Annotated in this window: 33 protein-coding genes; 8 read left to right on the plus strand and 25 right to left on the minus strand. The window is 48.2% G+C overall.

Features of this window, described 5'->3' with window-relative positions; genetic code table 11:
- Positions 1 to 228: 228 nt before the first annotated feature.
- The 23 genes from P3L37_RS19060 to mobI form a co-directional block, all read right to left on the minus strand.
- Entirely contained in the window at positions 229 to 1,248 is a 1,020-nt protein-coding gene (locus tag P3L37_RS19060; protein ID WP_042847158.1) for a ParB family protein, read from the minus strand.
- Positions 1,249 to 1,250: 2 nt separating this feature from the next.
- On the minus strand, positions 1,251 to 2,498 hold the full coding sequence (locus P3L37_RS19065; protein ID WP_042847160.1) for a ParA family protein: 1,248 nt from the start codon (positions 2,496 to 2,498) through the stop codon (positions 1,251 to 1,253).
- A 215-nt stretch (positions 2,499 to 2,713) separates the two neighbouring features.
- The gene (locus tag P3L37_RS19070) at positions 2,714 to 2,992 is read right to left on the minus strand and encodes a hypothetical protein (protein ID WP_042847162.1); all 279 of its coding nucleotides are present in this window, start codon (positions 2,990 to 2,992) and stop codon (positions 2,714 to 2,716) included.
- Positions 2,993 to 3,048: 56 nt separating this feature from the next.
- Entirely contained in the window at positions 3,049 to 3,393 is a 345-nt protein-coding gene (locus P3L37_RS19075; RefSeq protein WP_042847164.1) for a hypothetical protein, read from the minus strand.
- A gap of 105 nt (positions 3,394 to 3,498) precedes the next feature.
- Positions 3,499 to 3,759: a hypothetical protein gene (locus P3L37_RS19080; protein WP_042847166.1), complete on the minus strand. Its 261-nt coding sequence runs from the start codon at positions 3,757 to 3,759 to the stop codon at positions 3,499 to 3,501.
- Between the two features lie 30 nt (positions 3,760 to 3,789).
- Positions 3,790 to 4,026 carry a hypothetical protein gene (locus P3L37_RS19085; RefSeq protein WP_042847168.1) on the minus strand — a complete coding sequence of 79 codons (237 nt, stop codon included), beginning with the start codon at positions 4,024 to 4,026 and terminating at the stop codon, positions 3,790 to 3,792.
- Positions 4,023 to 4,292 (minus strand): hypothetical protein, encoded by a 270-nt coding sequence (locus P3L37_RS19090; protein ID WP_042847169.1) that lies wholly within the window; start codon positions 4,290 to 4,292, stop codon positions 4,023 to 4,025. Before P3L37_RS19090 ends, P3L37_RS19085 begins: the two co-directional genes overlap by 4 nt.
- A 50-nt stretch (positions 4,293 to 4,342) precedes the next feature.
- Positions 4,343 to 4,546: a hypothetical protein gene (locus P3L37_RS19095; protein WP_042847172.1), complete on the minus strand. Its 204-nt coding sequence runs from the start codon at positions 4,544 to 4,546 to the stop codon at positions 4,343 to 4,345.
- Between the two features lie 63 nt (positions 4,547 to 4,609).
- The gene (locus P3L37_RS19100; protein ID WP_042847174.1) at positions 4,610 to 5,050 is read right to left on the minus strand and encodes a hypothetical protein; all 441 of its coding nucleotides are present in this window, start codon (positions 5,048 to 5,050) and stop codon (positions 4,610 to 4,612) included.
- Positions 5,051 to 5,258: 208 nt separating this feature from the next.
- On the minus strand, positions 5,259 to 5,441 hold the full coding sequence (locus P3L37_RS19105; protein WP_162762199.1) for a hypothetical protein: 183 nt from the start codon (positions 5,439 to 5,441) through the stop codon (positions 5,259 to 5,261).
- Positions 5,442 to 5,471: 30 nt separating this feature from the next.
- Entirely contained in the window at positions 5,472 to 5,777 is a 306-nt protein-coding gene (locus P3L37_RS19110; protein WP_162762190.1) for a hypothetical protein, read from the minus strand.
- Between the two features lie 75 nt (positions 5,778 to 5,852).
- Entirely contained in the window at positions 5,853 to 6,080 is a 228-nt protein-coding gene (locus P3L37_RS19115) for a hypothetical protein (protein ID WP_042847181.1), read from the minus strand.
- A gap of 24 nt (positions 6,081 to 6,104) precedes the next feature.
- Positions 6,105 to 6,338: a hypothetical protein gene (locus tag P3L37_RS19120; RefSeq protein ID WP_162762200.1), complete on the minus strand. Its 234-nt coding sequence runs from the start codon at positions 6,336 to 6,338 to the stop codon at positions 6,105 to 6,107.
- Positions 6,339 to 6,502: 164 nt separating this feature from the next.
- Positions 6,503 to 7,021 carry a hypothetical protein gene (locus tag P3L37_RS19125; protein WP_042847185.1) on the minus strand — a complete coding sequence of 173 codons (519 nt, stop codon included), beginning with the start codon at positions 7,019 to 7,021 and terminating at the stop codon, positions 6,503 to 6,505.
- 170 nt (positions 7,022 to 7,191) lie between these two features.
- Positions 7,192 to 7,491, minus strand: coding sequence for a hypothetical protein (locus P3L37_RS19130; RefSeq protein ID WP_042847189.1), 300 nt, complete (start codon positions 7,489 to 7,491; stop codon positions 7,192 to 7,194).
- A gap of 75 nt (positions 7,492 to 7,566) precedes the next feature.
- On the minus strand, positions 7,567 to 8,124 hold the full coding sequence (locus P3L37_RS19135) for a hypothetical protein (protein ID WP_052219409.1): 558 nt from the start codon (positions 8,122 to 8,124) through the stop codon (positions 7,567 to 7,569).
- A 177-nt stretch (positions 8,125 to 8,301) separates the two neighbouring features.
- A complete protein-coding gene (locus tag P3L37_RS19140; RefSeq protein ID WP_042847192.1) occupies positions 8,302 to 8,679 on the minus strand; it encodes a hypothetical protein in 378 nt (125 codons plus the stop codon).
- A gap of 205 nt (positions 8,680 to 8,884) precedes the next feature.
- The gene (gene yfaE / locus P3L37_RS19145) at positions 8,885 to 9,142 is read right to left on the minus strand and encodes a class I ribonucleotide reductase maintenance protein YfaE (RefSeq protein ID WP_080750913.1); all 258 of its coding nucleotides are present in this window, start codon (positions 9,140 to 9,142) and stop codon (positions 8,885 to 8,887) included.
- A 181-nt stretch (positions 9,143 to 9,323) separates the two neighbouring features.
- Positions 9,324 to 9,620 (minus strand): hypothetical protein, encoded by a 297-nt coding sequence (locus P3L37_RS19150; RefSeq protein ID WP_042847195.1) that lies wholly within the window; start codon positions 9,618 to 9,620, stop codon positions 9,324 to 9,326.
- Positions 9,621 to 9,822: 202 nt separating this feature from the next.
- The gene (locus P3L37_RS19155; RefSeq protein WP_144139060.1) at positions 9,823 to 10,242 is read right to left on the minus strand and encodes a hypothetical protein; all 420 of its coding nucleotides are present in this window, start codon (positions 10,240 to 10,242) and stop codon (positions 9,823 to 9,825) included.
- Between the two features lie 116 nt (positions 10,243 to 10,358).
- The gene (locus P3L37_RS19160; protein ID WP_191901263.1) at positions 10,359 to 10,580 is read right to left on the minus strand and encodes a hypothetical protein; all 222 of its coding nucleotides are present in this window, start codon (positions 10,578 to 10,580) and stop codon (positions 10,359 to 10,361) included.
- 844 nt (positions 10,581 to 11,424) lie between these two features.
- Entirely contained in the window at positions 11,425 to 11,913 is a 489-nt protein-coding gene (locus P3L37_RS19165) for a hypothetical protein (RefSeq protein ID WP_042847204.1), read from the minus strand.
- 68 nt (positions 11,914 to 11,981) lie between these two features.
- Complete coding sequence (mobI, locus tag P3L37_RS19170; RefSeq protein ID WP_042847206.1) at positions 11,982 to 12,413, minus strand: conjugative transfer protein MobI(A/C); 432 nt, start codon at positions 12,411 to 12,413, stop codon at positions 11,982 to 11,984.
- A 1,013-nt stretch (positions 12,414 to 13,426) separates the two neighbouring features.
- Here mobI and P3L37_RS19175 point away from each other — a divergent pair.
- The 7 genes from P3L37_RS19175 to P3L37_RS19205 all read left to right on the plus strand — a co-directional run bounded on the left by P3L37_RS19175 (position 13,427) and on the right by P3L37_RS19205 (position 17,940).
- Entirely contained in the window at positions 13,427 to 14,452 is a 1,026-nt protein-coding gene (locus P3L37_RS19175) for a ParM/StbA family protein (protein WP_042847207.1), read from the plus strand.
- Positions 14,453 to 14,468: 16 nt separating this feature from the next.
- The gene (locus P3L37_RS19180; protein ID WP_042847210.1) at positions 14,469 to 14,999 is read left to right on the plus strand and encodes a hypothetical protein; all 531 of its coding nucleotides are present in this window, start codon (positions 14,469 to 14,471) and stop codon (positions 14,997 to 14,999) included.
- Positions 15,000 to 15,028: 29 nt separating this feature from the next.
- Entirely contained in the window at positions 15,029 to 15,592 is a 564-nt protein-coding gene (locus tag P3L37_RS19185) for a transglycosylase SLT domain-containing protein (RefSeq protein ID WP_042847212.1), read from the plus strand.
- Positions 15,585 to 16,118, plus strand: a complete 534-nt coding sequence (locus tag P3L37_RS19190) for a hypothetical protein (RefSeq protein ID WP_042847215.1) — start codon at positions 15,585 to 15,587, stop codon at positions 16,116 to 16,118. The genes P3L37_RS19185 and P3L37_RS19190 overlap by 8 nt, the downstream gene beginning before the upstream one ends.
- Positions 16,115 to 16,630, plus strand: a complete 516-nt coding sequence (locus P3L37_RS19195) for a FlhC family transcriptional regulator (protein ID WP_042847218.1) — start codon at positions 16,115 to 16,117, stop codon at positions 16,628 to 16,630. Before P3L37_RS19190 ends, P3L37_RS19195 begins: the two co-directional genes overlap by 4 nt.
- On the plus strand, positions 16,630 to 17,049 hold the full coding sequence (locus P3L37_RS19200) for a hypothetical protein (RefSeq protein WP_042847219.1): 420 nt from the start codon (positions 16,630 to 16,632) through the stop codon (positions 17,047 to 17,049). Before P3L37_RS19195 ends, P3L37_RS19200 begins: the two co-directional genes overlap by 1 nt.
- Before the next feature lie 144 nt (positions 17,050 to 17,193).
- On the plus strand, positions 17,194 to 17,940 hold the full coding sequence (locus P3L37_RS19205; RefSeq protein ID WP_042847220.1) for a hypothetical protein: 747 nt from the start codon (positions 17,194 to 17,196) through the stop codon (positions 17,938 to 17,940).
- A 52-nt stretch (positions 17,941 to 17,992) separates the two neighbouring features.
- Here the strand turns inward: P3L37_RS19205 and traN are convergent, their stop codons facing one another.
- Positions 17,993 to 20,707, minus strand: a complete 2,715-nt coding sequence (gene traN / locus P3L37_RS19210) for a conjugal transfer mating pair stabilization protein TraN (RefSeq protein ID WP_196053746.1) — start codon at positions 20,705 to 20,707, stop codon at positions 17,993 to 17,995.
- A gap of 192 nt (positions 20,708 to 20,899) precedes the next feature.
- Here traN and P3L37_RS19215 point away from each other — a divergent pair, with 192 nt between their 5' ends.
- Entirely contained in the window at positions 20,900 to 21,076 is a 177-nt protein-coding gene (locus tag P3L37_RS19215; RefSeq protein WP_200129300.1) for a hypothetical protein, read from the plus strand.
- A gap of 52 nt (positions 21,077 to 21,128) precedes the next feature.
- Here the strand turns inward: P3L37_RS19215 and P3L37_RS19220 are convergent, their stop codons facing one another.
- Positions 21,129 to 24,287 carry a conjugal transfer protein TraG N-terminal domain-containing protein gene (locus P3L37_RS19220; protein WP_052219375.1) on the minus strand — a complete coding sequence of 1,053 codons (3,159 nt, stop codon included), beginning with the start codon at positions 24,285 to 24,287 and terminating at the stop codon, positions 21,129 to 21,131.
- Position 24,288: the final 1 nt, after the last annotated feature.

The following is a 24,288-nucleotide window of genomic DNA, read 5'->3' on the forward strand; positions in this document are numbered from 1 at the left end:
CTACAGTTGACGAAGGGGGATGGAGGTGTTTTTTGTTTTGGCGAACAAGGGGGTGGTTTTTATTGGTTTTTCTTCTGCTTTAGTTGATATTCTATCGTAACACGCTGTTTATTAAGCGATTTTAAACTTTGGTTTTTTTGGCGAAAAAAATGGTTTTTGCTACAGGAAATGAGGGGAGGGGAGGGCTGTAAAGAAAAAGCCACCGGGGTAGGTGGCTTAGAAAAGAACTTACTCACTGTCTTCCTGAAGACTTTTTGTTAGCTTCAGACGTATCAGACGCTCTATGTCTTCGACGACTTTTTGATTGAGCCTGTTAAACTCAAAGCGGACTTTCCGGCCGTTACCACTGTAACTGATTCGTGCATACTGATCCTTGTTCTCGAATGCGACAATATCAGATGTTTTCCATGCAGCGGCGGGCTTCGCTTTATCAGCCATGATTTCCAACATAGTGGCTACTTCTTCCAGGATATCTTTCTGAGTCTCCTGAATATTCTCAACAGGCTTGTCCTTACGGTTGTCTTGGACTTCCTGGCACAGCTCACCAATGTCGATCATTTCCTTCTTCGCCGAACCCTGCACCTTCGCTAAACGGCTATAGAAAGTATTCGGGATACCTTCGCAATCTGGGAACAGAGCGATCAGGCGAGGGTCGATTTGGGCAGCTTGAATCCGCTTACGGACAGACTCGGTACTAATGCCGATATGCTGCGCAAGTTCCTCATTGGTCGTGAAACCATTCTCTTCCATCAGTTTCAAATACTGCATACCAACTTCGCGATACGAGAATTTGCGAGAGCTTTGTGCGGCGCTGATGATAGAGAAGATATCTTCGTTTGAGATATCGTTTGGTAATACCCACAGCGGTAAATCAGCTGATAGCTTTTCACAGCAGTAGCGGCGTCGGCTACCTTCAATGAGTTGATAGATTCCATCTACGCGGACAGCGATACCTTCGGTATCCACCCCTCTTTCCCTGATCTGCTCAAGGATGTCACGCATGGAGTTCTCGTCGAGCGCTTCCTGGTTGCGTGGGTTGAGGGCGTGAACCACTGTTTGCTCAGATACTTTACTGCCAGGAACGACAACATGCTCGGCATCGACTTTACGGCCATCTTTTAAGGTGAATGTTCTCTTAGGTGCGCCTGCACCCCGCAGTGGTGGTAATCCGCTTTTTTGCTCAAAGCCGGTTCGCTTGCCTGCACCCAGATACATATCCTTGCTTGTGCCTCTTTCTACGTCGGTCATTTTTATTTCTCACTTTTCGCCGAAAAACTTTTGATTTCATTAATAAATTGCTGATACACAGAAGTGACTGACATTTCTGCCATGTCAAATTGTTTTGCAGGGCACAGGTCTTCTGACTTCTTGATATCCAAGACGGTGCGGCCTCGTTCGGCCGCAGCAACAAACGCTTCAGAGTGTTTGATGTTCGTAGTCATAAACTTGTCCTGCACAGTTCGCACCAGCTTATTCAGAGTGCGAACTTCGTGCTGGCTTTTATCATCGACATTAACAGCCAGCACCTTCATCCATTTGATGTTTTCACCCCTGGATGGAAGTTGTTGCAGACGAGCGCCGATCGTCAACATGTAGTTCGTCGTGGATGCAAAGTCATATTCACGCGGAGTGATAGGAACGAGAAGGGCGTCGGCGGCTTCGTTCGTAGACCAGATAATTGGTGAGTCCTGCGGTGGGGTGTCGATGAAGATTAGGTCGTAATGCTGTTTCAGCACAGGGATAACAACATCTCTAAAGCGCGTTAAAAGCGTATTGCGCTCTTCCTTGTTCAACCGCCAATAGGTATCAGTAAAACGGTCATCAGTAGGGAAGGCCGTGATGACGTCCATATTTGGCAGGTGAGTGCTAAACGGAATGTTGGCAATGATGTCCGCTTCTGAGTAACCGGCGTTGATGTACTGTGAGAAATCACCCTCAGGCTCGTATTCGGCTAACAGCACATCAGTGATAGTCAGATAGATATCATCTTCGCTGGTGGAGCGGATCAGGTTGTTACCGATAGACCCTTGGGGGTCAAGGTCAATGATGCAGCAACGCGCGTTCAGATTTAAATCCAAAGCTGACGCCAAGGCGATCGTCGCGGTCGTGGTACTTTTGCCTGTACCACCTTTGTGGTTTTCAACGACGATAACCCGAGACTCATACATGTCGGAGTAACGGGGCGCGCCCAACTCATTCATGATGGCCTGCACGTCAAATCGTGTGTAAAGGTGGTTTTTGTTTTGGAAGATAGGCTCACCAATAATTTTCTGATCTTGTAACTCGGTCAGAATTTTAGTGAACGTATTACGTGACTTGCCGAAGAAATCAGCGAGCATCGTTTTGTTCAGGCAATGGTTATAAATGAGTCTATCTAAGCCATCTACCTGCTCATCAGTGACCTTGATGGTATTGGCTTCGGTGATGGATTCTTTCAGAGAAATTTGCTCGGCTTTCATTCGCTGGCCGATGACCAGGATTTGATCAAGAATTGACATAAATAGCCCTCTAATTGTTTTTCATTATTATTAATGCAAATTGAGCGCAAGACAAGGTAAAAGTGCATTGTAATGCATAATTATTAAATATTCGCATCGTGAATGTCAGGGTGGGGGTTGGCGAACAAGGGGGTTGTTTTCACATTTAAAAGATAGGTCACCCCCTCCAATGCACTGGCATTACTGTGTTTGAGAGGGAATGTACGTTTGACGAATTATTGAGTCTGTAACGCAGCGACTTCCGCTCTTGTGGCAAGGCGCTGACTACCAAACAACCCCTTGATCAGAACAGGTTTCTCTTTTTTCCATCCCTTGATGGAGTTCAAGCCAAACGGCTTCGGCTTGTTGTGATTCCAGCTTGCGATAACACTGGTCTCATTGACCTCGACGATCAGGACAGGGTGTACAGACACGGTGGGAATATTCGTGCTCCCCAGTTTGTGGCGAGTGATAGACCATACGGTATCGCCCACCTTCAGTTTGCTAATGACCATAGCAGAGTTCCCGGCAGATAAAATGAAGCCGCCCGCAGGCGGCTGGTGGATGGACGTTAGGAGTTAACCCAGCTGGTGGTTTGCTCCAGCGCGAACTTAACGATGTCACATTGGTAAACGTGCCCCTCGTTAGCATCGTTCGCGATCTTAGCGCCGATAACTTCAGCCACTTCGTAATACCAGATGCCCGGCCCTTCTTTCCCGGTGAAGGTCTCATCGCACTCTTCAACGATGTCGATAGCCAGTTCACGGATCCAATCGGCACATTCGATTTCACCACCACCAGCAACGTTGAAGTCGATACGTTCCTGCGCGGTGTCATCATTCACGATGAGTGGGACGCGGGTTTCGTTGAAGCTGCTGAAGATGAACATCGCGACCAGAGTTGGGTTCAGAGACATGGTGTATCCTCGTTTGTGTTATCAGTTGTTGGACTTCCAGTATCCACCAGCACCAACCGGTGACGAAGGCAAAAGGATGAAAAAAACATATTTATTACCGCTGCATCACTTGAGGGTTACCGCAGTTCCGATATACAGCATGCCGCCGTTCAGGAGTGGTGTTGCTTTAACACCGTACACGGCATTCGCCTCGCCATTTGACGCCTCGGATGCAGCCGCACTTAATTCCTCCAATGCGACGCGAGCTTGCCTTGACGGTATCACTCCCCGCCTATTGGCTTCAAAATTAGCGATGACTTGAACCATCCCATGAATTTTTTGTATGGCATAAATATCAGGAATGAGATCGGTTGTAAGTATCAGCATTGTTCTACCTCACGCGACTTGATTCACTCGCTACGCAGCGGGTGGAACTTCTTTAACGACCAAGATCTCAACTTCAGCGCCCTGTTCCTTTTGCGTTAACTCGACACAGCGCAACGCCGCAGATTTTGCAGAGCACCACGAGTGCGCATACCAGTCACGCTCTCCAGTTCGGCAGGCAACAGCATGGGTAGCTTTCCACGTCAGTTCCGCTTCTTGCACTTTGCCATTTGGCAGTGTGCAGTAAAATTTGCGCAGCCCCTTTTTCATTTGTCACCGTCCTGTTGGGCAATACCCAGAGCTGCGATCTCTTTGCGAATATGGTCAAAGCCAGCCCCAGTATTCACATCATAATCACTGACTACCGCATTCAGCACCTGTACCTGTTCGGCTGGAGTAAGGGCGCGTTCCAGGGAAAGGTCAGAAGCAACATCCGCGACGTTTTCGAGCGTCAGTGTATCGATGGCAATCATCTGGCCTTCTTTGAAATTGCTCATCAGATAATTGATCAGGTACTCACGAGTGCCGAAATTCATACAAATTCCTCAGATTGGGAAATTAGCCCCCGTAACCGGAGGCGATACAATTACGCTCGACGGCAATATGCCTGTCTGAGTTTAAAGGCTTCTTCAGCAAGATTGAATGCCACGTTAGCCGCTTCGCTATCCCTCGGCCCCGATGGACGGTTATTGTCCCAAAGGGTAGATGCCACACCCGTAAGCGCGCTTGCCAAGAGTGAATCGAAAACAGCTTGTTCCTCGTCAGAGGTGATGATTATCTCATATCCCATTATTGCCTCGTTATTGGTATAGGGAAGGGGGAGTGACCGCCGGAGCGGTCAGTCGTCAGTCAATTAAGCTGCGAGGAACGTGATCTCATACGAACTCAGTTTATCGTCACGTTCCATGCCTTCAGTCAGCGCGATGATTTCTTGCCAGAGGGCTTTGGTCTTCTCACCGCCACCTTCAACCATGCCATCGACCTTCAGGTAGCGTTCTGGGTGGGTGACGGTCAATCTGCGCTTCACGGGATCCCAGCCACTGTAATGACTGATTTGAATATCGATATCCGCCAGCTTTTCCGGCGCGGTACGTTTGAGGTTAAGCACAGCATCGAAGGTAAAGACAATACGGTCGTTATTGTCTTCGGTGTCGTACCAGACCGTGTAACGAGGCTTCTGACGCACACCGCGACCGGAGCGACCCCAATTGGTCGTGTGCTGACGGATGGATAGCAGGGTACGTTTATGGGAAGTGATACCTGCGTAACGTAACAACTCAGCTAAAGTATGCATCGGTTTTCCTCGTGTTATTTGTTTTGTTTACTCATTAAATTCTCACACGACCCGAACTGCTGACGAAGTGAATCACGATAAAAAATACGCGCCCTTTCATCCCATTCCCCAGGAAAACCAGAGCCAAACTCTTGGCCGCAAAATTGGCAAGCAGACATACCCCGCTCGACGCGCGTTCGGGCAGGGTATCGAGTTTTGAAATGGCTAATCAGTGTAGGGATTTCACCAATAGGCCGTTATCGCGGGCATGTATTAGCAAAGCATTGTGCCGTGACTGTACATCTGCCAAGTCACTTACGCTGCCGTTAGTGATCAGCCAACCATTGGTGCCTGGGGTGCTGTATTGCACCATGCGCTTGCCACCCGCCTGAGTGTAACGGTGTGCGCGCACCTCTATACCCTGAGGAAACATACCTACCCCCTAACTTCGCTCAATGAGGAATTGCATAGCATCATCGTTGCTACGCAGAACAACGTCTTTGTGCTCCACCCACTTGAAAGCACCGTTACTGCATTGGACAGGATCCCTGACAATCAGCGAACCATCAGCGCCAATGACATACTCATACCCAGCTTCTGCAATTGCTAAGCGATAATTGGAAGCCACCAGCATTAACAGTGTGTCGAATACTCCAGAGGCCAAGGCTTTTTTAGCGGCTTGAATGCGTGCCGATGTTCCGGCGTTTGGTTCCAACTGCTGAATACGCGTTGCATCTTCCAGGAGCATTACGATCAGGCCCTTCAGTTCGTCAATCATGGAGGTAACTCTCAATGCAGGGTGCCCCGAAGAGCACCGAGGGTTTTATTCAGGCTTGAAGTCCGAAGGGACGACAACGCGGAAAAAATCGAAGTCCTGCACGGTGGCCTTACGCATGTCATCCGATGGGGTGATCAGCTGCGGCTCCATAGACAGGCACGCACCTAACTGCGGCTTGCTTGCCAGAACGCCTAAGATGTTCGGTTGCTCAGGAAAGGTATAACCAAATGTGTGGCCGTTCTTGACCCAGTATGTACCGTTGATTGCGCTCATCGCTTTTGTCCTTACGCTGGTGGATCAGTGGGTCAGATAATGGTTGATGGCACGCTCAACGAACGAGACCGGCAGACCACTGCCATGCGCCAGGCGCTGAGTGTTAGAACGAACCAGCTCACGCTCATAACCAAAGCTGCTGCTGTAGTGGTACCACAACGTGCGACCTTTCTTGAACAGGTCGGACTCGTTTGCTATGCGCATGAACTGAGCCGGAGTCTGGCTCGGGCGTTTTGGTTTTTGGTTGATAGCGTTCATAGTAATGACCTCGATAACTGTTATTCGTTTTGTTTACTGCCTCTAAAAACAGTATCACCCACGGGTAACCGCTGACGAAGCGAATCGAAGGAAAAAAAGATATTTTTTTGAGAGGGGAGGGCAAAACAGAATGGGGGAGATCCCCCCATAGTTTAGATGGCGTATTACCGTTCGGTAATGCTGGTGGCATTTTGCATTCCGGAAAGTTTCACCCAGGCCATAACTTGTTCTTTGTCCAACTGGCCGCTCAGGGTGATGTAAGCCGGAGCGGCAACCAGGAGCGAATTACCGATAGAGAAATGGACGTTCACATCAACGCGGGACGCCCAAGGTATAGCAAACCAGAACACGGCATCGAATGGGGAGTGGATATTGATGCCATGTATCAGCTTCACTTCCCAGCGAACACCATATTCACCTCTGATGCCACGATAGAGGTGACCACGATCGCAGGCCCAGTCATCACCATCTACGTCACGCCAGATAAGCAGTTTATCATCTACAGCCTTAACGCTAGCCCCATAACGGGATAACAGATTCAGGATGGCCGCTGGTTCCTTAGCGAGGATGCTTTCAAGAACCACTCGCGAATCACCACGAACCTGTGTCACCGTCACAGTATCGTTTTCACCGAACCAAACTTGATGACCACTTTCTGCCAGGTGAGCAATCAGATTTAACATTGTAACTCCATGTGTTAATTATTTTTGTGTTAATAGTTAACCATGACCTTTACCGCTGACGAAGTTAAAAGGACGACAAATTTGGAAGGTGTTAAAACGGGGATTAATTGCAAAGAGATTGGCAAACCACATCATGCTTAGGTCTGCCGATATGAATGGCGCAGCAGATCTCAGTTTTTGCAGTCGAGCTTTTTGACGAGCCAGCGCTGAACCGGGAGGGTCTCTAACTCCATTTCAATGGTACATCTCTGGTCTGCAATGATGGCTTCATAGGTTAACGTGTCTTTAGAAACCGTACCCTGGGAAATGAAAATCTTTGCATTTGCTAAATAATCAAATGCAACCTTGCGAGCGATGTGCTCGTTCTCTTCGTTCAGATGCAGTTTTGGCAACTCACCCTCAGCCGTAGTAGCTTGAGCCAATGTAGGTAACGCAAGGGTCAGCGACAATAAAATAAGCAATCTTTTCATTGGATATTAACCTGTTGGGATTATAATCTGCCGAAGCATATCATTTCTGATATACCTCGGTTCTGTTTTTTTGGGTTATCCGCCAGGGTAAAGCAACTCGAAACGTTGAAGGAAAGCAACGCGGGCTTCCTCCGCCGGGAGAAGTCGTAACCCCATCAAATCCGCTGGTGGATATTTAGCGGGATCCGGAAACGCCTGGGCACCATGTCGGCCGAACATACTCATTTCAGTTGCGAGCATACGCAAATCAGCCACTTTCACCTCCGGCGACTCCACCAGCGGCAAACCATACTTTGCTCGAATAGCGCGATCGACACGACCTTCGATTTCACGGTAGTCCGGCAAGCGCGCTTTAAGAGGGCTGCTCACATCACCGCAGTATGCTTCACTGGCATCATGCATCAAGGCTTCGAACGCAAGATGCGGTTCAACCAAATGGCTGACCAGCACGCAATGCTGAGCCACGCTGTAATGCTGATCCAGGTGACCGGTAAAACGACAGATATTGGACAGAGCCGTCGCGATATCCTCAATATTAATCGCATCAGGGTTGATATCTTGGAACGAAAAACGTTTCCCGCTGTGGGTCAGTATCCAATCCGGGGCGGAGCCTTGTTTTACTTGTACGTGCATAGCTGCCAACAACTGCGCCACCAGCGACCGCTCCAACACAGTCAAATTACCAGACGTATCTGCCTGAAGGAATTCAAGCTGCTGTTTAGTGTACTTCGGCAAAGTCATCTTCTCTCCGATTTCATAAACGCTTTAACGCGCAGATTTTAAAGCCAACTTGTAACGGGTCTTTACTGCTTACTGACTGATTTTGCTCTTCTGAATTTGTTGCCAGGCCTCAATCTCTCTTTGAGAATCAGCATCCATGTCACCGGCCTGCAATGTGATTTGTTCCTCCAGAATGGAATCGAGATAGAGGTGATAGCGAGCACGCCGCTGTATACGCATAACAAAGAGAGCAAATACCAATACCCCACTACCGATCAGCGAGAAGGAAATGGCTGGGAGTGATGTCATCGGCATAGAGGAACTGCCGTCGTTAATCCACATAGACAGCTTTACCACCAGCACCGCAATGACCAATAGAACTACTGGGCGCATGATTGGGCGAATGGTACTGAAGCGGTCATCCCGGATGGAAAGGAGAACACCTTGAGAGGGGTCGTAGAGTGCCATCGTAAATACTCCGGTTGTTAATCTTAAAACAAAGCTAGCACGGTGCATTTGGCTGACGAATAGCGAGCGGCCACAGTAGAACGTCTTTTTTGGGTAAGTGAGAGCGCTTGATTACGTATGAGAGATACCAGAAAAAAACGCCACTGTTGCTGGTGGCGCTTAATCATATCGTGTATGAATTATCGAACGGAACAGACGGAAGCGATTAGATATCCAGCTCAACGTCAGTTCGGGGACGACAACAACAAGGCAACACTTCGCCTGGATTCACAAAGGCCAGGGGCTTAGTCACATACTCCACCGTACCGGCCAGTAAAGACACTCGGCACGAACCGCAGTAACCTTCCCGGCACTGATACTCAACCACAATGCCTACTGACTCCAGTCGTTCGAGGATGGTACTCACGTCGCTGGTGGCTTCAATCCGCTTTTTGCTATGTACTGCATGGATACACCCAGACATAATTCCACCCTATGTAGTGATACTGAACCAAGGGATCTTAAAATGTGCTAAAAACGCCTCAGCGGCTCCCAGAGGCGTTTCTTTGTTTCCAGTGCAATCGTATGTGGATTTAAATCAAAAAGTCGCCCTGAGACGTTTTCATGGCGAATGAGAAGGGATCCCGATCCTTCTCCGATCTACTTTACGACGCCGTGGAGCGACTCACGGCGTCGATAAAACGTTTTTCCCCAACACCAAACAAGAACGAGTCCAGCGCTTTACGGCCCGCTAACTCAGCCCCTTCCAATGCCGTTGCCAGGAAGTCGATCGGGCACACCATGCGGCCAGACAGCTTATGGGTGACCACCAGGTGATGGTCATTCATGGAGCGGGTAACCAGAAACTCTACTTGTTCACCATGTACCGATCGGCTGAAGCTCGCTTCCACTGAAACATGCGCATAACCATTTGCCGTTTTTACCTTGCCTGCCAACTCCATACGCTTCTCCTGTGTCGTTTTCTTGTCTGTGGTCAATCCTACCACCAAGCACCCTCCGACAAAGCGGGATTAACACAACTTGCCAGCGATTCTCTCGGCCAACCCCTCACAGGAGAACAACAAGTTATTTTCCTGTTCACGGTTCCCAAAATGAAAAAACCGCCCAAGTGAAGGCGGTTTCAAATCCAGCATATTGCTCGCGTTATTCCTCGGTCAGAGGCTTCAACGAGAAACGCCCAATCCGGGTATAGCGACCCAGATAGAACCCGACGAACGAGCTCAACACCACACACATGGTTCCAGTAAACCCAATTGGTTCATGCAGTACATGCTGCTGAATGTTCATGATCGCCCACATGCAACCGGCGTAACACAGAAAACCAGGAACGGATACCAAACGTTGCTCTCCGTTTGTCAATGGCCTTAGCCACCCATACACCGCGCAACCAAATAAAGCGAAACAGATAAACAGGCTCGGAAACGCTCCATCAGCCAGGGCATTCATCCCCGCCACAACCAGAAACAGTAACGATACGTTAAACCAGTACAGAGATCCCGGTGCCGGTATTTTAGTGCCAAACAATCCAGACTCACTCGGTGCCTTTGCCGCTTCGATGCTCATGCTTACCCCTCGTTGATTGTTAGTTCGTGATCGGCCAATCCAATCACTTGAGCCCTCGACATCCCCCACGGATAACGAGAGCAAAACTCAGAACTTTAAAACCCTGCCCAGCCTCATCACCAAATCGCGATAAAGCCACTTTCTTCGCCCCCGACAGAGTGACCCACCTTGTGACACAACATCACCAGATGAATATTAAGACCCATACGCTCCGTGACGAAATTGCTTAACGAAGCCAATGATGAGTATCCAATTTCGTCACTGAATGCCTTGCCCGCGAAATCACAAAGTAACTTCACCAAACCTATCTCATCCACCAGCGCCAGGCTCAACGTCAACGCAACTACCTCTGTGCGCTCTCCCACCCCAGATGCTCGTTGCGCCGATCGCTCTGTGGCAATTCCGCCGCATCCGACAAGCTCGGCTCCACACTTTTCAACAGCGTGAACTATGGGGACCCCCAAAACTCTCCCTCAGGGCTTCCTTCTCAAATAACCGGGTGGAAAGCTGAACCCTCTTTCACACCCGAGAAACGACTCAAAGAGTACGGGAGCCAAAAAAATCAGGCAAAGGTTATCGGCCTCGTTTTGCGCCCGTTTTGGGACGGACTCAAAACCAAATCCGTTAACACCCCCAGTGGAATAAACCGTAAAAAACCCCAAAACCCCCGGAGGAAACTCACTCCAAAAATCCAAAATGCATTCACACCCCTCAACAACCCCCGGAGGAAAATCATTCGAGGCATCCTGCTCATCTAAACCTCATACTGAACCCGCCATCCGCGACCCGCGAAGTGCTCTAACTCAACACCCTAAACAATCCCACCCATATCATTGCCCGCAATCCCTGAGAAAAAACAAAGCGCCATTTCCGTACCTCATTCTCACTTTGTTTACCCGAATTACATTCACATCGAGAACAAAACAAAAACAAAATCGCTCCTTCTTGTTTCGTTTACCTTCCCACCTTTCCCGATCGCAAATAGTCACCGCAAAAAAAACAAACCCGGCCATCCCGAATTCATTCTTGATACCCCAGCGCCCGTTGAAAGCCCGAGAGTCGCCTAAAGGCTCACTAACTGATCGCCTGAAGGCTCACTTTACAGAGGGAGACGTGTTTAAAATTAGGCGTAAAAAACCGGGACGGTGCCCGGCTTCAGATGTGCTATGGCGATGCGTTAAGTTAGCTCATAGAGGCAAGCTCATGGATTGGCGCGCTCATATTGAGAGACCAGCGGGAGACCTTGTTCTCAGCATCAACTTGATAGCTGACCAGGAACATGTAAATCCCGAAGCACAAGCGTGAAGGCTCAGTGAAGCCCAGCATGCATTTCGATTCCCTCGCCCCGAACAATGCCATCACCTTCAAGAGAACGTCCTGATCCCATTCATCAGCATGATGGATATACACCAGAGTGTTGCGTTGCAGACCCTTCGCAAATACTTCAAGTGCAGCCAGATCACTATTGGTATCAGCCAACACCTTAACGGCCGCGATCTTTTTGTGATTCGCCATTGTCATTACCGTTTCGACAGTACCGTCCAAAACTTCATGGGTCGCCTTTAGTCCCCAAAGTAACTCTTCGTGTTTTGTACCCAGGTTGCGGGTGAAATTTGCGCACACTTCACTGATTGCAATTGTTGCGTGTCTGTTAACGTTTTCGTGAGACATTCTCAACATTCCTCTTGAGTTGATTTTAACCATACCGGTCGTTTTGTTTACGCAGCTATAACCCCACGCTAAAGCTGCTTCCTACTCTCTGTTATCCGCCGGGATAACAGCTGGCGAATTGCCCGGTTCTTTTTCATCTCAGAACGGATCAAACTCAGCTGCGGTTCGTAAGTAACAATGAGCGTCAATTCACGGGGTGTAGCATCCGTGAAAACTTTCGCTGGATAGCTTTCCCCTTTGTTCACTTTCAAATACTTCGGAACCACCCTTGCAATTTCCCCTCCCGCCTTTCGCAATGGAGTCATCCTCGCCCAGCGGATCCGAACGGATGGACCCTGCTTAACAACGTTGAATGAGTAATGCGCTTTTTCACCACCGGCCGTTGCCAGCTTCCAAAAATCTTCTCTCAGCGTCGTTGCTTCGGCAGTCAAAACATCAGCCGATCTGTCCAAGGCTTTGACGCTTTCCTCCAGATGCTTGATGTAGCTTTCCACATCCATAGAGTTACCCTCACTTTAAAAATTCAAAAAGACCAAAAAAACGGAACCCCTATTATTACCCCACATGAGATCTCTTCCGGCTAAAGCAAAAACACCCTAAATAGGTTCAAAAACTCAGCCCCCCCAAAAAAAGCGGTAATATTATTACGCCGCCTTAGTGATCTCATGGACTGTTTCTCTTCTTTTGCACTCTCATGGCGAAAAGAAAGGCATCAGAGTTGTTGGGTGAACACATGAAAATACCTTTTTGAGCAAGACTGCGATTTTGGGGGGCAAAGAGGCTAAATCACTGCCTTTTAACTAACCCCGTATATAATATGGCAGCAGAGTGATCTTGTGGCATTTCCCTTGATTAACACTCTTATGGCGAAAAGAAAGGCATAAGAGTTCAATAGTCGTTACGTAATCCAGTCACCAGGCACACTAAGCACTAAAACAGCACATCAACTCAAGGTTTTTCGTCCCCGAAACGAGGCGCTTTTCCGGCTTGCGATCGAAATCGTCCCATCAAAATCTATCCTGGTAACAGCCGAAACATCGTGGAAAAGAGATGAAGATTAGCAGGTGTTGCCACTCAAAATAATTTGGTTCAATCGGTGAGTTTCTGACCTGTATTTGGGTTAGTTAATTTCGTCAGCGGTTATCCCCATGATAAAACGAGAGGGGTAATCCGTACCAAAAACAAGAATTATTTTTAAGTCGATAGCCCTGATTTACGGCCATATCTAGCCGTAAATCAGGGATAAAAAAGGCCATGAATGAAGGCTAAATCTGGCCTTAAAAATTGGCTAAATATAGCCGTAAATCATGTCCTTTTTCGTCCTCGTTTTGTCGATGAAAAAGGATGTTTTGTGATTTTCGAATGGCTATGATGTGCTCCGATTGTCTCGGGGCGAACGAATTTTTCGGGGTGATATCTCGACTGTCTCACTTTGTTAGCAGCATGAAGTGGCAAGGATGGGGGGGACGGAAGGGTATCACAAGCTGTAATTGTGTTAATAAAAGGTTAACAAATGAGTAAGAAAAACGCGATCGTATGTGGTGTGGACATTGGTTATAGCAACGTCAAAATTGCGACTGGCGATGCTTTTGCTTCTGTACCAGACGTCTCAATCTTCCCAGCGTATGCCACCACGGAAGAAGAAGAGGATGTAAATCTGGTGAAGCGCAATCGTGACCACGAAGTCACCGTCTACCCGAACGGAAACATGTGGCGAGCATTTACTGATCGTCCAGATGGGCGTGAACTACATGACAGTTATCACACCACGGAAATGTACTTGGCGCTGTACTTTGGCTCGTTGGCAAAAATTGCCGAGAAGGTCGGTAGCACCATTGACCTGTTGGTAACTGGTTTGCCTGTAAGGCTCGCCAGTGATGATAACGAGCGCTCCAAGTTGGTCGCCAGGTTGACAGGTACATTCACGATTAATCCGTCCACAAAAGTGACGGTCAAGCAAGTGATGGTAATCCCGCAAGGTGTTGGTGTTATCAACGATGTCGCGAACCGCGAAGGCTTTATCAGTGAAGATGAACTGTCAGAATCTAATATTCTGGTCATCGACCCTGGTTTTTTCTCGATGGACTATGTGGCCTTCAGTAATGGTAGCCGCGTGATGGGCTCCAGCGGCTCTTCACTGAAAGCCACCAGCACGATCATTGAAGGAATTGTTCGCACTCTCAATGAAGAAAACCCGCATGAGCGGCGTGATGATCTTCCTGAAATGGTCGAAATTGCGTTACGCAAAGATGCGGCTTCGTTCTTCAATGGTGCCCGCCACATTGAAGTAAAACCGCTGCTAAGCAAAGTTATTCCGCAAATCGCTGGTGGCGTAGTAAAAGAATTGCGCAAAAATGTCCGTGCGTTAGGGGCTATTCACATCATTGTGACCGCTGGTGGTGGAGCTCCTTATTATGAGCAGGCCGTGCGCGAAGCGTTCCAGAATGCCCGTATTGTAACGAGCCCAAATCCGGTCGCAAGCAACGCAATTGGCTTCTGGAACTACGGCGTTGACACCGTCATCTACGGTGACGAATAACGGATAAGGATACGTAATGCAGTTACGGGTGACGATTAATGACATTCTTTGTCCCGAGCTCGCTGCGTACCTTGAGTCCTGTCCACCAGGCAAAAGAAGTAGCGCACTGGTTGCCCTGGCGAACAGGGCTTATCTTGAAGGGTTAGGGCGTGAGGCAACGCCCAACATCTACAAGAAAGGAAAGGTAAGCGAGAAGCCGCGCTCACAAAAATTGGCAAAAGGAGGAAAAACAGGGCAGAATATTTCGTCGCCGGTGGGGACCGGTCTACAATCGTCTTATTCTGAAAACCAACCTGAGTTAGCAAAGCAGCAAGTAGCTCAGCCGTTGGCATCAAAAGCAGTAGAAGCAGTATCCGTTATACCAGGAAGCAATATTGAGTCTTCGGAGCCGCGTGGGGCGGTGTTGATGAAGAGCGAGGCAGGAAGCGAAAATACATTGTCGGTATCAGTAGATACTCAATCTACTGAGAGGGATACCGATGTTAACGCTGAAAAATCGATCCATACAGAGACCGCGTTGCCGCGTAAGCGGTTCCGCTTAGGCTAAGCCACTCTGTTGGGTTAGGGGTAAACAAAATGGGTAAATTACTGTTAAGCGCCAGTGTGGCAGCAGTAATCCTCTCATCTCAAATACTCCCGGCACAAGCTGGGGTGGTTGATTTGAAAGGAACGGCATGGGAAAAACATGCCAAGAATGAATGCGGTCTGGACCCGCATCTCTTATACGCCGTTGCTTTGTGGGAAAGCAAACAGCGTGCCGGTGGCGGCGGTTATGTCGCCCCAAGCCCTTGGGCACTGAATAATGCAGTTTACGGTGCCTACTATCCAAAAAACTACGAAGATGCGAAGCGCGCGCTTAAGCGCTACATAGCCGCATCTAAAGTAACCGATATCGGTATCGCCCAGGTCAACTATCGCTGGAACGGGAAGTATGTCAGCAAGCCAGAGGATCTTCTGGATGTAGACACTAACATTCGGGTTGGCGCGAAAGTGTTATGTAACGCTATCAAAAACTCCCCAGATGACATCGTTTTAGCAATAGGTAGTTATCACACTCCGAACCCGGAACTGCGTGACAAAGCGCGTTGGTACGGTACGAATGTGCTCAGAATCTGGAAGAGGCTGATTGAAAATGGTTAATGAAAACATATCGCTATTGAGCTGCGCTGCTTCACTGGAAACACGCGCGCAATCTTTTTTCCGCAGTCCGTTTGTTCTGTCTGAAGATGATCGCTTAGTGTTAAAAGACAAAGACCTTCTAGCGCAGCTGACAAAATCTGTTAAATCATACAACGTACCTGTTTTTATAGTTGACTACATGCCTGGACGCAAACTTACAGAAGTGGATAACTTCGTCCGGCATGACTCCTATATTCTTCGGCTTGCACTTCTCGTGTACAGCATCAGGGTGAAAATTCTCAACGGCACGCTGGCCGAGTCATTTTACTGGTTGGGCTCCGATGAAGCGTTGAATTTCATTGAGCGGCTTGACGATAGTCAAACCATTGACGCCATCATCAAGGGCGAACTGTATATCAAACCGGTTCGTTCGCTGCGGGAGCTCGCTTCTGGGGAGTGGAGCTCTGTTTTTGGCAGTGATAACCCGCACATGACTTTGCCAGCTTATTTGCAATTACGTTTTGAACATTGGAGCACAGATCTATGAAAGCCGCACTCGTAAAAGATGAAGACATTTTTGCTTTGGCACAGCGGATGGTCAAACTGGGCTTCCGTCGTCGTATCATTACCACGTCGCTTAATGCAAGTGACCGACTCATTGACCATTTGAAAAAACAGTTCGGTCAGGAAGAAGTGGCAATCGGACGCTTGAAACTGTCGGAAACCTTCTTGGCTTCGCAGCCAAAAAAGATGGAGGCAACCAACTTTATGAGCATCTATCTACGTCGCGCGAAGGACCCTAGCAATCAGGATGACATCAGTGAAGTGGTCGATTCGTTTGAAGTGTATCGCGAGTTAAATATGCGATTCAGACCGACTATTGCGGCGGATGTTATGCTTCATCCGAACGAAGCCTGGACACTGGCGCGTGACTTCCGTTCTGATGAGATCCGAATGGTGAAATGCGTACATTGTAAAATGTCCTTTATCACTCCCTTTGATGGTGATCGTTCGAATAAAAAGCATAAGTGCCCGTTCTGCGAAGATAAGGCTCATTAATGCAAACGCGAACTTTGATTGGAATATTCACAGCGTTAGCTTTGCAGGGATGCACTTTTCATACGTTGCCTGGCAGCCAGTTGGTTGCTCCCGGTTATATGCGCGTGAATCTGTGCCAAAAGCTGGACTCGCCCGAGCTTTGCAAGTCGAAGTTTGGCGAGTTCAAGAAACGGCTGATCGTGAAAGACATTTCCTCCACGGCGGGGTATATCATTCCAGATTCTGTTGGTTGGGGATGGGTGGTAAACAAAGTGAATGCACCTTTTGTTTTCTACGACCCGGAACTGAAGACAGAAATCCCCCCTCTGGAAGGGGAATTTATTCCGGGAAATTTCGAACCAGCCCTTAAAGTACCTTGCACGAAAGATGCGACATGCAGCCACCAGCAAGTGCTAACCGCTTGGAAAGATTCAATTTAAATCAAATTCACAGTGTTAGATCCCTTATTTAAACAATAGGGGATTTTTTTTAGCCAGATTTCTTCGTCAGCTGTCATGGCGGGGTTACTATGCTCTCAACACGAAAAACTACTTACCTGCAACTCTACGAATAAGGTACCGAACATGAAAAAGATTCTGACCGCTTCTTTGATTACTCTGGCAATGGCAATGACGGGCTGTGCTTCTAAACCTGTTCCGATGCCGGTGGATACCAATCCGTCGGAGGCTTTACAGTTTGCCCGTGCAATGGAGATGCGCCAAATTACAGATGCAGGTGATAATTATGTCATCTATAACAAGCTGGTTGACGGCGGGCGTATTCTCCCACTTGAGAATCCAGTAAGAGCAGGAGAGGTTGCCAAAACTCAACGGTCAGGTGCCGGTACGGCAGATGTTGTTGGTGGGTTGGCTATTAAAGATCCATTCATTGCTTTAACAGGTTTTTTAACCGCGAAAAGACCTCAGCCTTATACTGATGGGGTTGTTTTATTCGGTTCCTGGGCAGGGGGAGACCGGGAAGTAGATCAGTCTCAAATGTTTGAAGCCTTTAAAACCTTCGCCCCTAAAATGGCAGGTTTTAATGAATATGAACTATGCGGGCAGGACAAGAGCTGGAGTTGGTTCTCGTTAAGTAAAGCTAAAGAAACCGGGCACCTACCAAAACCGCCTGTTTTAGTCAGCCCTGAAGAGTATCGCTCTGGGTACGCATCGGCCTGTTTCTTCTATCTTGCGGCGAAAAAAGAAAACATGCCATTGATGAAGGAACTATCTGTGGCCCTTGGTGCAAAACGAGCTCTGTTTGTGCCAGCCTCCCAAGAGCATGCTCCGTATGTGTTTTACAACGGTAAGGTTCTTGAATTCAAAAACTAATATTACAGACGAAAGTAGAAACCCCGCCAAAACTGAGCGGGGTTTTTTATGATTAACGCACTTGTATTGAAGCGCCTGCTTTATCCTTCAGGTCATTTATATCAACGCTATCAACGCCATCCTTGAAACGGTCGAGGCTGTTTTTACGTTTACCGTCAACGTTGAGAATGCTGCCTGAACCGGTAATGCTGTCGAGATTGACTGATTCGGGCGTTGGCAGTAAATCGGCTGAGTAAAGTGAACCAATCCATTCCGACAGATCGACTTTTTGGAAGTCAATTCGACCAAACTCTTCCAACGTTAAGCCACGGCAATCCGGATTCTTGTTATCACCCCAACCAATGCCCAACTGGGCGCGCCCTTGTTCTTGGAAAATTCGCCCAATCTGTGAGTTGAACGTGCAGTAACTTGACCGTTTTTCAATGCACTGCCCTAACACTTTGGATTGGCACCAGCTATCGATGAAGGTCGCAAGTTTGGTTTCTTTTTTCACAGCAAGCTTAAATTCATCTGCTGTACAAGCCCAGATGATGTTTACCAAGATGTTTGCAACCTGATATGCCATGTAGGCATAACCGACAACGGAAATAGCGGAAGTAAGGGTGGAAGACAGCTCTACAGAACTGGCTAATGCGCCGTCGGACCCGACCGCAGCAACCGATTCTGACCCAGCAGCTGTGCCCCCGGCCTGGAATAACGCATTTGTTACGCTCGAACCAAAGGTGTCCAAAGTCCATTGAGCAACTTGTTTAGTTAAAGTGCCCACCGCCTGATCCATCATTTCTCCGATACCGAGATCTGCAATTTTATCTGCAACCGCTGACCCTGCATTACCAGTTAAGCTATCCAGTGCAGACATTGCAGGTTTAGTGATTGCATCAATAGCACTGTTAGCCAATTCAGAACCCATGTCGAACATGCCTTTACCTTGCTCGAACATGCCCGCTTTAACGGCCAGCGCATCTGAAACTTTCAGGGTGTAGTAGGTTAGCTGAAGATACTCAATCCAGCTGACATCAACAGGCTGGTTGCAGCAATCGACCCAGCCACCCAGTGCTGATTTACAAGTAGCAGCTTCACCTTTGAATAAGGTGCAAGTGCGATTGACGTTGATAGTTTCATCACCGCAGGTCATTTCGTTAACCGCGTAAGTCGCCGCTTGAAGCATTGCGACTGCCGTTTGGAAGTCTCCACTAGGTTCCGATTCTGGCGTTAAACAGGTACCGTTGATGCACTGCACCGCTCCAGCACACTGGTAAGTCTCGGTTTGTGTAGTGCTTGGCACTGTAACATCTTGACCGCAGTCCCAGGTCTCAGAAGCTTGCCAACAACCGCTTTGCCCACCAGCTGCGCCTGTGATGCAGGAAGACTTAATAAATTTGCAGGCATTGTTATTATCAAAGTCTTTGCATGAGTTATTCACTCCGGCATCAGTACCACAGTTAGATACAACGGTTGCACTACGGCAGAATGGGGAAAGCCCGCCGATCGGTGGTGTTTTAAGATCCTTTTCGCACACAGTAACCCCATTGATATAAGCGCAGCCATTCGCGTCAGGTGTGACTGTTTCATTGCAGGTGACCGAATAGTTTTGGCAATAACCCTGATTGACTGCATCCAGAAAAGTATTGAACCCTTCTTGGTTGTCGGCAATCCATTCATCTTTGCTAACGGCCTTAGATGGGTCGTAGCGAACTTCCAATTTCGCATAGCCTTCACCATTGCCATAAACTGAAACGCGTGTTTTGAAAATCAGTTCATCGCCGTCTTGTACTTCCTGGAAGTTCTGAGTCACGTCAGCCTGTGGATCAACACGCCAACTGGTATCCAACTCGCAAGGCCCTTCGGTTTCTGGTGGGAATAACTCACCTTTGCTGTAGTTCCAAGGTCGGTATTTCCCATCAGTACCTGCATCCTTCATTCCTGCAACAGGGCCCGCAAATACTTTTTTCTCACCAAGGTAGATCTGCATATAATCATCCCAGGTTGCGTAAGTCAGTTTTGCACTGGAAATGGCTTGCGGGTTGTAAACGCGAACACCTGTATATTCTTCATATATTTTACAACGACCATCCCAGTAGTTATCGCCGACTCTACCCACCCAAAGAGTTACGCAGGCTTCACCGCAACCTTCAATGTTGGCAGAACCGGAGCTATGGCTCAGGAAGCCTGCCACGTAAGGGTGGGTTAAACGATAGGTGCCACTGACGCTGGTGGTGCGAGTGCACTCTTTATAATCAGGAATGTGTTGCTTAACACCGTCCGTATTCAGTTCGGAGGTCATTGAGCAGTCATCCAGATCCTGCATGTATTTATCCTGGTTCGCCAAGAAATCTTTGTGTTTGTCAAAGATAGAATCCGTGGCTTTCAGTTTTGCAGTCGTTTTCGTTGAGCCTGAAACGGCGCGATAGGCTTCGCCTCGCAATGACGATTCAGAGGCAAGTGCAGAACCAGTATCAAAGCCTAACTTTTGGGTTTCACCATCATTACCATACACGGATTTCAGCTGATCCAGGGAGGTGGATGACGCCTCGCCAGGATACACGTTATTTAAGTTAACGGCCTCACCATCCCCATACTGAACAGTGCCGTTACTATTTGCAGAAAGACCGGGTAGAGACTTATAGAATTCAACCGCTGACTGAGCATTTGCTGCCGAGTTTGCCGAGTAAGCGTAGGGGGCATACATCGCTACACCCAAGTGGCTCATCGTGAACAACGTGCAGACCGTTTTTGAAAACCAATTTTTCCTAAAAAGGGTTATCATTCGTAATCACCTTGTAGATTGCAGGCATTGATGGCTAGGCGTATCACAGAAAATTTCGTCACCTGAAAGAACTGTGAGAGAATCAATGCATAGAGACGCCATTGAGCAAGCATAAATCAATGACGTATACGGGCAACAAAGAAGGGCAGCAAAACGAGGTGCTTTTCTTTTACTGATATTTGGGAGTAAAACATGAGTACATTTGGCGCACACGGCGTAGCCTATCTACCCCCCATTGTGGTTCACAGAGTTCCAATAAGCACGAAAAAGTCACCACCCAAACCACCGGGGATCCAAAGAGACATTGCGCTTTGCATGTTTTGGCTGGTACTCAGCGTTCCCGCTGCTTATATGCTCTATATCGGTTGAGTTTTTTAGGCCAAAAAAAAGCCTCCGACTGGAGGCTTTTGTATGTTAAGGGTTATTTCTTCTCGTTATCAGACATCAGCGCCTCGACAGATTCTTTTACGACATGAGCATCAGTACGATGCATGTTGCTCTTCGTGGATTCTACCTTGCCAATAATCGCCATTGCTAGCTGCTGATCGCCGCCTTCAAGCCTACCGTTCACATATTCACCGCCGGTTGCGAGGGTGACAGCGTGGAAGGCCTGAATACGAGCGTGTTCCATTTGCTCTGGCGTATTGTCTTTGTCTTTGACGGTACCGTACAAGTGTGAGATGGCATTTTTAGCGTATTCGCCTCTTTCACCTCCAACACCAGTTACTTGAGAAGCCATTTCCTGTCCCTGACCGTAACCTTCCTGATAAGAGAACCCCCCCGGCTTAATGCCGTTTGAAACCTTGTCTAAGGCGCTTTGAACCTTAGGCATCGCATCCCCCGTCATTCCATAATTTGATTTGTTCACCAGTTCATATCGTGCAGCATTGCCTCTCATAGTGTTGAGTTCTTGGGTTGAACGGGATTCATGATTCTCAACCTGTCCTTTATTATCGAAATGCTGATCAATAACGTGCCCCTGGGCTGTGCCTGGTGCTGATTGGGCATAATTACCAGCTATGCCTGCTGCTGCCTGACCCTGGGTAGAACTTGAACCATTATTAACACCACCAGCAATACTATCGATATGCGCTTCGGCTTGCTCTGCGTTAGCTGCGATCCCTTGGTTTGCCCTGGCAGCATCAGCGCTGACCTCTGGTTGTTGCGAACCTCCACTAACGAAACCTGACAGTTTAGCTACTTCGCCAGCTTGACCTATTGAAGCCGCTGCGCTGAACTGAGCGAATGTATGCGCATCTTCCTGTGTCATCCCTAGTGAAGAGAGGCGTGCTGTATCTTCGTTGATCCGCTGAGATAAGTCTTCGCGACCAGCCAATACCTGAGTTAGTGCGGCTTGAGCTTCGTTGCTACCTCCAATGGATTGCGCAATCTGTGCTGAGTTCATGTTTTGGCCCAGAGAGCTACTCATCGAATACTGTTGTGCTTCAGAATAGGATTTTTGAGCCGACTCCTGTTTTTTATAAGCTTCACCGTATTGTTGGGTTGCCGCAGTGCTTTGTCCTGCTGCCTGCATGCTGCTGTAATAAGCCATTGAAGACTGTGACCTGATTTGACTGAGTTGCGAGCTTAGCGCGTCACTGTTTGAAGCGTTATCACTGCTTGAGTAGCTCGCGTCCGCCGTGTGAGTTTTACCTTTTGAAGCTGACTCATTACGCTGTAAGGATGCCGACCCAGAAACTGAGGCACCAGACCCTCCAATTTTCAAACCAGCAGATGCCTCAGCGCTACCTTGAACAGAGCCCATATTCAAAGCTGTCAATGCTTCAGCTTCGGAAGTCCCGTTACGCGAAGCGACATCTTGAACAAACGAACGCTGGGAAGAGGTTAGAGAACCCAAAGCAGCTTGCATGGCATCCTGGCTTTGTTGAGACTGGGTTCCATTTCGCATGTTGGAAGCAACCTCTTGGAACATTTTCCCTTCTGATGCAGAGCGTTCAACCGAGGCTGACTCGACGTTCTGTTTAGCGCTGGCGAGGTTAGTAGAAGCAGATTGCTTCATATCAAATTTAGGCAATGCGGAAGATGCACCACCCATGACAGACCCACTGGAGCGATCGAAGTTCACATCAGCGCTTCGGTTGTTCATGGCTGGCGCGTTCGATACATCAGGAGCCATCTGCTTGGTATCAGCTGCGTGAGGCGCAGCGGCGGAGTTTGCCAGTGAGTTAAAGGCGACCGAACTACCCCATACGATAAAGCCACCCAATGCAGGGATCATCGCATATAAATTCCCAGCAAGGCCGATGCTTTTTTGAGTTTCAAATAGCATCAGATATAGCTTATCGAATGAAATCGGATCTATACCATTGAAAATGGCAGACAAGTTAGTTTGAGTGTGAACAAGCACGTACATGTTTACAACTGCTGCCAGTGGCATCCAAGTCTGAGTCCAGATAATGACCAGAAAATATTTCATAACCAAGCGAACACCCATAATGCCCAGACCGAATAAAAAGGCCATGAATGGCGTAAGAGCATAGATTAGCCCTTGGAAAATTGGCATAAACGCCGCCATCCAAGACAGGAAAGACGCGCCGGAGGATGCCCACTGGAAGGCTTGTTGGGTTTGCGTTTGAGTTCGGGTGATAGCAGCGGCACCTCGGAAGGAGGCTTCATATCCATACTTAGGCACATCACGAAGGTAGGGGTACATGATCATCGTCATTTGGAAATCACGCATCGTTGTACCGCTTAGGTTGTAAAAATTCATGATCTCCTGAACTTTTCTGCTCGTATTACAGACGTCACCATCGCCCTGACAAGTCCGGCCCAAAGCGGCATAAGAACGCTGGTAGGCTTTACGGAACATGTCAGAAGAGGATGCATGTTGCATGATCAATTTATCAAAAGCATCTGCACAAGAATATTGTGAAGATACACCTTTCATATCTTCCATTCCTGGAGCCCAGCCCACCATATTGCCATCATAAAGCACGACGTGCTGGAAGCGGTCATCAGATCTCAGCCCTTGCACGCCTTGAGTGCCTCTATAAAGAGTTGAGTAGGTTTTCGCCCCCCGAATAACATCTTTAGTCACGCAGGTTTTCATATAACTTTCCACGCTTCTGGCGAAATCTACACGCGGTTTTTCGTTGGCTAAAAACCAGCGCATTGGGTTTTTTAATGTGTCATAAAGAGACGTCATTGCCACCAATGGATCCAATGCACCATACTCAGTCATTGAAGGAGTGGAGAATGCTTGCTCCATTTTTTCTGTAATTGAATACCCGACAGTGGATATGATGGAGGCCGATGCTGCAAGGCCTGCCGGAACGTTATCAACTGCACGGAAACGTCCGCTAGTAACATCTTCGATGTTGACACGAGCCGAAACCTGGAAGAACACCATATACATGACAATACAGACGGCCATGTTTTGGAAGGAGACGGTTTTACCTGCTGAAATAGCCGATGAAATAACAATCCCGATCACCCCTAACAATGCAGCAATGCGAAATAGATCTGAGAACATCCCACTATTCATTAGCATTGCAACTGCGTTGAAAACATTATGCATAAATTCAATGTCACCAACGGTATATACGTTCCACTGAGTCATT

This window comes from Providencia sp. PROV114 (assembly GCF_032704305.1).
Taxonomy (GTDB): domain Bacteria; phylum Pseudomonadota; class Gammaproteobacteria; order Enterobacterales; family Enterobacteriaceae; genus Providencia; species Providencia rettgeri.

What these genes read in the sequence shown, in the direction of transcription:
- P3L37_RS19060 (WP_042847158.1), bottom strand. Translation starts at nt 1,248, where the DNA reads ATGACCGACGTAGAAAGAGGCACAAGCAAGGATATGTATCTGGGTGCA.
- P3L37_RS19065 (WP_042847160.1), bottom strand. Translation starts at nt 2,498, where the DNA reads ATGTCAATTCTTGATCAAATCCTGGTCATCGGCCAGCGAATGAAAGCC.
- P3L37_RS19070 (WP_042847162.1), bottom strand. Translation starts at nt 2,992, where the DNA reads ATGGTCATTAGCAAACTGAAGGTGGGCGATACCGTATGGTCTATCACT.
- P3L37_RS19075 (WP_042847164.1), bottom strand. Translation starts at nt 3,393, where the DNA reads ATGTCTCTGAACCCAACTCTGGTCGCGATGTTCATCTTCAGCAGCTTC.
- P3L37_RS19080 (WP_042847166.1), bottom strand. Translation starts at nt 3,759, where the DNA reads ATGCTGATACTTACAACCGATCTCATTCCTGATATTTATGCCATACAA.
- P3L37_RS19085 (WP_042847168.1), bottom strand. Translation starts at nt 4,026, where the DNA reads ATGAAAAAGGGGCTGCGCAAATTTTACTGCACACTGCCAAATGGCAAA.
- P3L37_RS19090 (WP_042847169.1), bottom strand. Translation starts at nt 4,292, where the DNA reads ATGAATTTCGGCACTCGTGAGTACCTGATCAATTATCTGATGAGCAAT.
- P3L37_RS19095 (WP_042847172.1), bottom strand. Translation starts at nt 4,546, where the DNA reads ATGGGATATGAGATAATCATCACCTCTGACGAGGAACAAGCTGTTTTC.
- P3L37_RS19100 (WP_042847174.1), bottom strand. Translation starts at nt 5,050, where the DNA reads ATGCATACTTTAGCTGAGTTGTTACGTTACGCAGGTATCACTTCCCAT.
- P3L37_RS19110 (WP_162762190.1), bottom strand. Translation starts at nt 5,777, where the DNA reads ATGCTCCTGGAAGATGCAACGCGTATTCAGCAGTTGGAACCAAACGCC.
- P3L37_RS19115 (WP_042847181.1), bottom strand. Translation starts at nt 6,080, where the DNA reads ATGAGCGCAATCAACGGTACATACTGGGTCAAGAACGGCCACACATTT.
- P3L37_RS19120 (WP_162762200.1), bottom strand. Translation starts at nt 6,338, where the DNA reads ATGAACGCTATCAACCAAAAACCAAAACGCCCGAGCCAGACTCCGGCT.
- P3L37_RS19125 (WP_042847185.1), bottom strand. Translation starts at nt 7,021, where the DNA reads ATGTTAAATCTGATTGCTCACCTGGCAGAAAGTGGTCATCAAGTTTGG.
- P3L37_RS19130 (WP_042847189.1), bottom strand. Translation starts at nt 7,491, where the DNA reads ATGAAAAGATTGCTTATTTTATTGTCGCTGACCCTTGCGTTACCTACA.
- P3L37_RS19135 (WP_052219409.1), bottom strand. Translation starts at nt 8,124, where the DNA reads ATGCACGTACAAGTAAAACAAGGCTCCGCCCCGGATTGGATACTGACC.
- P3L37_RS19140 (WP_042847192.1), bottom strand. Translation starts at nt 8,679, where the DNA reads ATGGCACTCTACGACCCCTCTCAAGGTGTTCTCCTTTCCATCCGGGAT.
- yfaE (WP_080750913.1), bottom strand. Translation starts at nt 9,142, where the DNA reads ATGTCTGGGTGTATCCATGCAGTACATAGCAAAAAGCGGATTGAAGCC.
- P3L37_RS19150 (WP_042847195.1), bottom strand. Translation starts at nt 9,620, where the DNA reads ATGGAGTTGGCAGGCAAGGTAAAAACGGCAAATGGTTATGCGCATGTT.
- P3L37_RS19155 (WP_144139060.1), bottom strand. Translation starts at nt 10,242, where the DNA reads ATGAGCATCGAAGCGGCAAAGGCACCGAGTGAGTCTGGATTGTTTGGC.
- P3L37_RS19165 (WP_042847204.1), bottom strand. Translation starts at nt 11,913, where the DNA reads ATGTCTCACGAAAACGTTAACAGACACGCAACAATTGCAATCAGTGAA.
- mobI (WP_042847206.1), bottom strand. Translation starts at nt 12,413, where the DNA reads ATGGATGTGGAAAGCTACATCAAGCATCTGGAGGAAAGCGTCAAAGCC.
- P3L37_RS19175 (WP_042847207.1), top strand. Translation starts at nt 13,427, where the DNA reads ATGAGTAAGAAAAACGCGATCGTATGTGGTGTGGACATTGGTTATAGC.
- P3L37_RS19180 (WP_042847210.1), top strand. Translation starts at nt 14,469, where the DNA reads ATGCAGTTACGGGTGACGATTAATGACATTCTTTGTCCCGAGCTCGCT.
- P3L37_RS19185 (WP_042847212.1), top strand. Translation starts at nt 15,029, where the DNA reads ATGGGTAAATTACTGTTAAGCGCCAGTGTGGCAGCAGTAATCCTCTCA.
- P3L37_RS19190 (WP_042847215.1), top strand. Translation starts at nt 15,585, where the DNA reads ATGGTTAATGAAAACATATCGCTATTGAGCTGCGCTGCTTCACTGGAA.
- P3L37_RS19195 (WP_042847218.1), top strand. Translation starts at nt 16,115, where the DNA reads ATGAAAGCCGCACTCGTAAAAGATGAAGACATTTTTGCTTTGGCACAG.
- P3L37_RS19200 (WP_042847219.1), top strand. Translation starts at nt 16,630, where the DNA reads ATGCAAACGCGAACTTTGATTGGAATATTCACAGCGTTAGCTTTGCAG.
- P3L37_RS19205 (WP_042847220.1), top strand. Translation starts at nt 17,194, where the DNA reads ATGAAAAAGATTCTGACCGCTTCTTTGATTACTCTGGCAATGGCAATG.
- traN (WP_196053746.1), bottom strand. Translation starts at nt 20,707, where the DNA reads ATGATAACCCTTTTTAGGAAAAATTGGTTTTCAAAAACGGTCTGCACG.
- P3L37_RS19215 (WP_200129300.1), top strand. Translation starts at nt 20,900, where the DNA reads ATGAGTACATTTGGCGCACACGGCGTAGCCTATCTACCCCCCATTGTG.
- P3L37_RS19220 (WP_052219375.1), bottom strand. Translation starts at nt 24,287, where the DNA reads ATGACTCAGTGGAACGTATATACCGTTGGTGACATTGAATTTATGCAT.